6 protein-coding genes and 1 pseudogene are annotated in these 8636 nt (G+C 49.9%); all 7 read left to right on the forward strand.

All coding sequences use genetic code 11. The features are described from left to right. Window positions 1-135: 135 nt before the first annotated feature. The gene (gene gnd, locus ACRJJO_RS21485; RefSeq protein ID WP_431067603.1) at window positions 136-1581 is read left to right on the forward strand and encodes a decarboxylating NADP(+)-dependent phosphogluconate dehydrogenase; all 1446 of its coding nucleotides are present in this window, start codon (window positions 136-138) and stop codon (window positions 1579-1581) included. A gap of 27 nt (window positions 1582-1608) precedes the next feature. Continuing rightward, window positions 1609-3099, forward strand: coding sequence for a glucose-6-phosphate dehydrogenase (zwf, locus tag ACRJJO_RS21490; RefSeq protein WP_431067604.1), 1491 nt, complete (start codon window positions 1609-1611; stop codon window positions 3097-3099). Between the two features lie 257 nt (window positions 3100-3356). Further along, a complete protein-coding gene (locus ACRJJO_RS21495; RefSeq protein ID WP_431067605.1) occupies window positions 3357-4352 on the forward strand; it encodes a helix-turn-helix transcriptional regulator in 996 nt (331 codons plus the stop codon). Window positions 4353-4526: 174 nt separating this feature from the next. Next, window positions 4527-6591: pseudogene (gene cas9 / locus ACRJJO_RS21500) on the forward strand (type II CRISPR RNA-guided endonuclease Cas9). Window positions 6592-6725: 134 nt separating this feature from the next. After that, on the forward strand, window positions 6726-7181 hold the full coding sequence (locus ACRJJO_RS21505) for a hypothetical protein (protein WP_431067606.1): 456 nt from the start codon (window positions 6726-6728) through the stop codon (window positions 7179-7181). Further along, window positions 7178-8077: a type II CRISPR-associated endonuclease Cas1 gene (gene cas1 / locus ACRJJO_RS21510; RefSeq protein WP_431067607.1), complete on the forward strand. Its 900-nt coding sequence runs from the start codon at window positions 7178-7180 to the stop codon at window positions 8075-8077. The genes ACRJJO_RS21505 and cas1 overlap by 4 nt, the downstream gene beginning before the upstream one ends. 11 nt (window positions 8078-8088) lie before the next feature. Next, a complete protein-coding gene (cas2, locus tag ACRJJO_RS21515) occupies window positions 8089-8403 on the forward strand; it encodes a CRISPR-associated endonuclease Cas2 (protein ID WP_431067608.1) in 315 nt (104 codons plus the stop codon). The last annotated feature ends 233 nt before the right edge of the window (window positions 8404-8636 follow it).

The raw sequence follows: 8636 nt of genomic DNA on the forward strand, positions 1-8636 counted from the left end.
GCCTGTCAATCGAGCCACCGAACCCCCTTTCAGCATTTGTCGAAGTTATTTCATGGTTGTTCCTTAAATGTAGCCGTGCAAAAAAACGCCCCCGTGCTACTATGAAGCTTAGAACAGGTTTTGGGAGCACGTAATATGAAAGCGAATATCGGTTTAATCGGCCTGGCGGTCATGGGCCAGAATTTAGTTCTCAACATCAATGACAATGGTTTTAAGGTAGCCGTCTACAATCGCACGACAGAAAAGACCGACGAGTTCCTCACGGGGCCGGCCAAGGGCACCGAAATCGTCGGAACTTACTCGCTCGAAGATCTCGTGCAGAAACTGGAAACGCCACGCATCGTGATGTTAATGGTCAAAGCCGGAACCGTGGTCGATCATTATATCGAGCAACTAGTACCGCTACTCGATGCCGGCGATATCATCATCGACGGCGGCAATTCGTTATTTACCGACACCGACCGGCGCACCAAGGTGCTAAAAGAAAAAGGCTTGCTTTATATCGGCACCGGTGTTTCGGGCGGAGAGGAAGGCGCGAGGCACGGGCCTTCGATCATGCCCGGCGGTCACCCGGATGCTTGGAACCGAGTCAAACCGGTATTGCAGGCGATCAGCGCAAAAGTCGACGGCCAGCCTTGCTGTGAATGGGTCGGCGATGGCGGCGCGGGCCACTATGTCAAAATGATCCATAACGGCATCGAATACGGCGACATGCAAATCATTTGCGAAGCCTATCAACTGATGTCCGAAGGGCTCGGTCTTTCTGCCGATGAGATTTCCACTATTTTTGCCGAATGGAACGGTGCGGAACTCAGTTCCTATCTCGTCGAAATCACGGCCAATATTCTTGCCTATAAAGACGAAGACGGCAGTCCGCTCCTCGACAAGATCCTTGACACGGCCGGCCAAAAAGGCACCGGTAAATGGACCGGCATCAATGCGCTGGATTTGGGCATTCCGCTGACGCTGATCGGCGAATCAGTCTTCGCGCGCTGCCTGTCGGCGATGAAAGACGAACGCATCAATGCTTCGCAAAAGCTGCCTAAACCGGTCAACCGTTTTGAGGGAAACCGGCAAAAAGTCATCGAAACCATCCGCAATGCCTTGTATGCATCGAAAATCATTTCTTACGCGCAGGGTTTCCGGCTCATGCGCGAAGCGGCGAAAGATTACGGCTGGTCGTTAAACTACGGCGAAATCGCGCTGATGTGGCGGGGCGGTTGCATCATTCGTAGCGCATTTTTAAACGATATCAACCAAGCATACGACAGCAATCCCGATTTGGAAAATTTGCTGCTGGCCGATTTCTTTGTCGATGCTATGCGGCAGGCCGAACCCGGCTGGCGTAAAGCCGTCATACTCAGTATCGAACTCGGTATTCCGGCTCCGGCGTTTTCCAGCGCGCTAGCGTTTTACGACGGCTATCGGACGGCGCGCTTGCCCGCCAATCTGTTGCAAGCTCAACGCGATTATTTCGGCGCACACAGTTACGAACGCACCGACCGTCCGCGCGGCGAGTTTTTTCATACCGACTGGACCGGGCACGGCGGTAAAACCGCATCGTCTACTTACAACGTTTAAATTACACGCATATCAAGAGTCGATTCTATGTCTGCTGAACCCTGTACCTACGTCATTTTCGGCGCAACCGGAAATTTGTCCCGGATTAAACTGATGCCGGCGCTTTATCATTTGGATCTCGAAAACAAACTGCCGGAAGGCAGTCGTATCGTCGGCATTGGTCGACGGCCTTGGGACCAAAAAAAATGGCTTGAGGAAGTTCGGGAAATGATCGGCGCGAAGGTTCGTGAAGGTATAGACGAGGCTGTATTCGCCCGGTTCAGCGAACGACTTTCCTATCATCGCGGCGATCTCGGTGAAGCGGAATGCTATAGCGGACTGGCCGTTACCTTGGGTAAGGATGAAGATTTTTCCAAAAACATCGCATTTTATCTCGCGATCAGTCCCGAGGATTTCGGTAATGTCATCGAATCGCTTAGCAAAGTCGACTTACTGAATCAAGAATACGGCTGGAAACGCGTTATCATCGAAAAGCCCTTCGGTTACGATCTGGACAGCGCGCAATCGTTGCAAAAACGGATCGGCCGTTTTTTAAGCGAAGAACAGATCTACCGGATCGATCATTATCTCGGCAAAGGCATGGTGCAGAATGTATTGGTGTTCCGCTTCGCGAATGTTATGCTAGAGCCGCTGTGGAACCGCAACTACATCGACCATGTTCAAATTACCCATGCCGAGGATATCGGTATCGACACGCGCGGCGGCTACTACGATGGGGCCGGAGCTTTGCGCGACATGCTGCAAAGCCATTTGCTACAACTGATGACGCTGGTTGCAATGGAACCGCCCGCATCAATGGAAGCGGAATCGCTGCGCGACGAGAAGGTCAAGGTCTTAAAATCGATTCGCCCAATACCCAAATCGGCGGTACACGCGCATGCCTATCGCGGCCAATACGCCAAAGGCACGGTCGGCAAGGAAAAGGTCAAAGGCTATTTGGAGGAAGAGAACATTCCGCCAACCAGCATTACCGAAACCTATGCCGCCGTAAAATTATTCATCGATAATTGGCGCTGGCGTGGCGTGCCGTTTTATCTACAGACCGGCAAACGACTGGCCAAAGGTCAATCGGTCGTCTCGATTTGCTTTCGCCATCCGCCGCTGCAGTTTTTTCGCGATACGCATGTGCAGTGCATGAATCCGAATTGGGTCCTGTTGAGCATTCAACCCGAAGAACGCATTCGCATGGAAATGACCGTCAAGGAACCTGGATTGGAAATGCGCACGCGCACCAGTAGCCTGGATGCCGGTTTTCGAAACAGCGATGAAAAAGCGATCGATGCCTATGAGGATTTATTGCTGGATGTCATGAAAGGCGACCGCTCGTTATTTCTGCGTTTCGACGAAGTCGAATATGCTTGGCGTATCGTCGATCCGATTTTGCAAACCTGGGCAGTCGAACGCGACTTCATTCCGACTTATCCGGCCGGGAGTTGGGGACCCACCGAAAGCCGCCGCCTATTCGAAAAAGAAGATCAATTTTGGCGCACCTCGTTGACGCCGGAGTGGTGTCAATAGCGCTCAAGCCCTCTTTCGAAATATCATCGCCGAACGAAAACAAAGTCTTTTATGCTTCGAACGTTTTACAACAAATGCTAACTGCTTTTTATGATTGGGGAGAAACAAATATTTTATACAGTCCTATAGTAAGTTATTGAAATAAATTAATATTATTTATGATATTCATGGTGAAGTGCTTTTTCTAGATCAATAGATTTGAGCATTAGTTTCCCGAAAATACGCAATCCTTAAAAAACCTGACACCAAACCAGGAGATGCGGCGATGGACCGCTTCGAACGAATCTATCAATTACATAACATTCTATCCGGTCGCCGGTCGCCGAACGCCGATATCCAATACCCAATTGCAAGAAAAACTCGAATGCAGCGAAGCGACCGTAAAGCGATTGGTAACACTCATGCGCGACCACTTCGACGCGCCGATCATATACGACCGTAAACGCAACGGAGACCACTACGACACCGAAGCCGGCGAACATCCTTACGAACTGCCCGGCTTATGGTTCAATGCCGAGGAACTATGGGGACTGCTGACTTGCCATACCTTGCTGCGCAAAATATCGCCGGGCCTGTTCGGCGAACAAATCGCCCAACTGCAAAACCGGATCGAAAAACTTCTCGCGTTAGATCGTAGCAGCGCAGAACGCAAACTGGAATGCATCAAAGTCATCCCGATCGCCTCACGTCAAAAAGTTCGAAATCCTTGGTTTTCCAAAATCGCCGGTGCGCTATTCGATAGCCAACGTCTCGACTTGATCTACGACGCGCGTAGCGACGGACAAATCACCGCACGCACCGTATCCCCGCAAAATCTGGTTTACTATCGGGACAACTGGTACCTTGACGCGTGGTGTCATTTTAGAAGGGAGCTGCGCACCTTCGTATTGGAACGCATTAAAACCGCCACCCGCCAAGAAGTTCCCGCCCAAAGCTTCGATCGAGAGCAGTTAGATGATTATTACAGCGCCGCCTACGGCATCTTCTCCGGTACAGCCGAACACACCGCAAAGCTAAAATTCACGCCGGAACGCGCCCGCTGGGTCGCCGACGAACAATGGCATCCGAAACAAACCGGCTGCTGGCACGAAGACGGCAGTTACGAGCTAAACATACCGTTCGGCGATCACCGCGAACTATTGATGGACATCCTCCGCCACGGAGCCGAAGTCGAAATTTTGGAACCTGCCTTTTTACGCGAAGCCGCGATCGAGCAGATTCAAAGAATGGCGAAAATGTATCAAAAAAATTAGCCACCGTCACCGAAAAACGTCAAGCGCCGCGATGCTAGATTGACACGGCGGGTTTTGCAACGCCGCGCCCAACGCAAACAGCGCATGCTGGAAACGTTGATTCAACAAGGCTTGCTGCCACAAGAACTGTCAATTCATCCTCAGCCAGAAATTATATTGAATGTTTTAGGCGACATGCTCGACGATCCCGACGTGCAAACCGTACTCAATAAAATCGAGCAAGACGAAGACCTAAGCGACGAACGCGCTAAGGAAGAATCGGCATTCAAAAAAGACATAGCCGAACTGAGACGGGAAATCGCCTTAGCCAACTGCCGAACCCTGGGTGAATATCTCGCCGGCTTCGGCCGGCACCAATGCCGGCGCAACAGAGCTCACGATGGCGGTCATTTGCGCACCGATCGGCAGATGTACCAAGAAGAACTGGATCTCATTTGGCAAACGCAACAGGAATACCATCCGCAATTGACCGAAGCCTTCAAAGAAACGATCGAACGTATCATCTTTTATCAGCGGCCTTTGAAACTCAAAGCCGACCGCATTGGTAAATGCTCGCTGGAACCGAAATATAATCGAATCCGAATCGCCCGGCTCGAATACCAACGCTTCCGCTACCTGCAAGACATCAATCATTTGGAATATTTAGAAAGCCAAACCGACCGATGGTTAAAGCTGGACAAAGCGCAACGAAACAAATTGGTCGAATTGTTCGAACGTGAAGCCAACATTACCCTACCCAAAATCAGAAAAACCCTGGGTTTCGATCGAAGCGTCGAAATCAATCTCGAGCGCGGAGACAAAAAACTCAAAGGCAATATCACGGCTTGCGAGATTCGTAAGATTTTGCCCGACTGGGACGGTTTCGATGCCGAACGCCAACAGGCACTGGTCGAAGACCTGCTGACTTTCCAGAAAAAATCGGCACTGAAAAAACGCTTGACGACGCACTGGCGATTCAGTCCGGAAATCGCCGTCAATCTTTGTTTGCTGGAATTCGAACCCGGTCACGGCAACTTATCGTGCAAAGCAATCAGAAAACTACTGCCCTTTTTGGAGTGGGGGGAAATCTTTTCCGATGCCCGCATCAGCGCCGGTTACGACTACGAGCCCGACAACATAACGGCTATCGACAAACTAGGGCCGCCGCCGGAAATCGCCAATCCGATCGTGCTAAAAGGTTTGCACGAGCTGAGGCGCTTGATCAACGCGCTAATCGCCGAATACGGAAAACCCGACGCAATACGGCTGGAAATGGCCCGCGACTTGGAAATGAACACACAACGTTATGCCGAGTTCACCAAACAACAAAAAGCCAACACGAAAGCAAACAACGAAGCCGCCGAAAAATTCGGCGAAATGCGCCGGCTTAATCCGCATCTGCAATTGAGCCGTTACCCCAGCCGCGACGACAAACTCAAATATCGGCTCTGGCGGGATCAAAATCAATGTTGCGTCTATTCGGGACAAACGATCAGTCTGTCAACGCTGTTCGGCTCCGAAATAGAAATCGATCATATCGTGCCATACAGCGAATCGCTGGATGAATAAAGTCGTCTGTTACGCGAAAGAAAACCGTAACAAAGGCCAGCGTACGCCGATCGACACTTTTAGCGGCAACGAAAAACAATGGAATCAAATCGTCCAGGCGCTCGACCGATGGCCTAAATCGCTGCAAGCGAAAAAAAGGCGCTTTTTCATGACCGGAGCGGAAATACAAAAACGCGATTTCATCGCCAATCAGCTCAATGATACGCGCTATTTGAGCAGGGTTGCACTGCAATATTTGAAGCCGCTAGGATCCGATATTTCGGTCAGCAAAGGCCAAACGACCGCTTGGGTGCGTCATCAATGGGGGTTGAATAATTTGATCGGCGATAATGACAAAAAAGACCGCAGCGATCATCGTCATCACGCAATAGATGCGTTGGCCATTGCTAGTATCGACCGAAGCTTTTACCGGAATTTGGTTGAAACCTCCAAGCAATTGGAGCGGCAGCGTTCGCAACTGATGATGCGAGATCTTCAAGTCGATCCGCCATGGCCGAATTTGCGGAACGATTTGCAACAAAAATTATCGGAGATGATCGTATCGCATTCACCGCAACGGAAATTGAGCGGAGAATTGCACGAAGCGACCGGAGCCGGCTTCATTGAAGGTATCGGTAACGTCAATCGAAAAGTTTTAGACGGTGGTTTTACCCAAGGCGATAAAATCATCGATCCGATAATCAAGCAATAGTCGAACGCCATCTTCAACGCTTCGACGGAAAACCTAAAGAAGCCTTTGCCAACGGCGTCACCGTTTATCACAAGGATGGAAAGACGCCGATTAAGCGCGTTCGTGTGTTGCAATCGAAGACGACTTTGGCGAAATTGCAAAAAACCAAATTTGGCGCAAAGAACAAGCAAGGCCAGGTCTTCAAATGGTTGTCTTACGGAAATTTGCATCATGTCGAAATTCTAAGGGATACAGAGACAGGCAAATTTCACGGCGAGTTCGTCACGACGATGGAGGCAAGCCACCGTGCGAGGGGCATCGGCAAACCCAAGCAATCGATTATTAAAACCGACCATGGTGAACGGTATGAATTTATGATGGCGCTGCACATCAATGAAATCGTCAGCATCGACCGTGAAAGCAAGCGGGTATTTTACCGAGTCCAAAAGTTTGAACGAGAACAAAAACGAATCAAATTAAGGCTACATACGGCTGCAACGCTCAATAACGATCAAGAAACATTAGCGGACAGGTATTCAACAATTGAAGCATTGATGATGTCCGGATTAAAAAAACATCGTATCAACGCTATCGGAAAGGTCTTGTCATGATCAAACGCATCGTCGATATCAGCGAACCGGCCTATTTGCATTCGCAACACAGCCAATTGTGCATCGACAAGAACCGACAAACGATCGCGCAAATCCCGATCGAGGACTTAGGAGTATTGATACTACAGCATCCGGCGATCGTGCTGACGCAAGCCGCATTGATACAATGCCAGCACAACAATGTCGCCGTCGTATTCTGCGATGAGCGGCATTTGCCCTATGCATTGATATTGCCGTTGACCGACGGTCATACCTTGCACAGCAAAGTATTGCAACAACAAATCAAGCTGACTGTACCGATCAAAAAACGCTTATGGCAGCGCATTGTCTTGGAAAAAATCGCCAATCAAATTCACGTCTTACAGCAGTTGGACAGAAATACAAAACCGTTGGAACGAATGCTGGGCAAAGTCAAACTTGGCGACAGCGCTAATATCGAGGCGCAAGCTGCGCAACAATATTGGCGTCTATTGTTCGGCCCCGATTTTCGGCGCGATACGGAAGCCGGCGGCATCAACGGCTTGCTCAATTACGGCTATGCCGTGATGCGCGCTATGGTAGCGCGTGCGATTGTTGGCGGCGGGCTACACCCGACGATAGGCATCAAGCATTGTAACCAATACAATGACTTGTGTTTGGCCGACGATCTGATGGAACCGCTTCGTCCCTGGGTCGACTGGCTGGTTTATCTGCAAAACTACAATACCCCGTCGCCAGAAGTCGATCGAAATACAAAACAGCCATTATTGAAATTATTGAATGCTCCGGTCGAATGGAACCGGAAGAACATGCCGATGATGGTGGCGTGTCATTATTTGTTGGCGGATTTTAAGAGGGCGTTCGAGGATAAATCGATTAAACTGGTTTTCCCTCGACCGTTGTCGATCGACTTATGACGTTTGGAGGGATGAATTCGGTGTGGGTTATCGTCTTGTTCGACTTACCAACCGAAACGCCGCTGGACCGAAAAGAATACGCGCAATTCCGCAAATTTTTGCTCGACGACGGATTTACGATGATGCAGTATTCGGTTTACATGCGGCACAGCGCCAGCGATGAAAACGCTGCGGTACATTTGAAACGCGTCAAATCGAAACTACCGCCGGACGGCGAAGTCAGAATACTAAAAATTACCGACAAACAATTCGGAAAAATAGAGGTGTTTTATGGCGCCAGACGAAAACCAATCGAGCAAGCGCCGGAACAGCTCTCGCTTTTTTGACAGCAAAAGCGAGAGTTTTCCTTTACTTTTTAATGCACTAGCAAGCCGATAGTGTAACCGACTACCTGATTAGCAAGATGCTTCAGCTTACCGAAGTCAAGTGTCCGAGCAGGGGCTAGTCGTAGTCGCAAAAACTAAAATATGCTGTTACCCAAGCTCCAGCTTGGGTAACCTGTTCAGGAAGCTCTAGCTTCCCGACAATCAAGAAAAATTGAACGAGCGAGTCGGGATTG

Origin of the sequence: Methylotuvimicrobium sp., from assembly GCF_050611805.1 — a bacterium.
Lineage (GTDB): Bacteria > Pseudomonadota > Gammaproteobacteria > Methylococcales > Methylomonadaceae > Methylotuvimicrobium.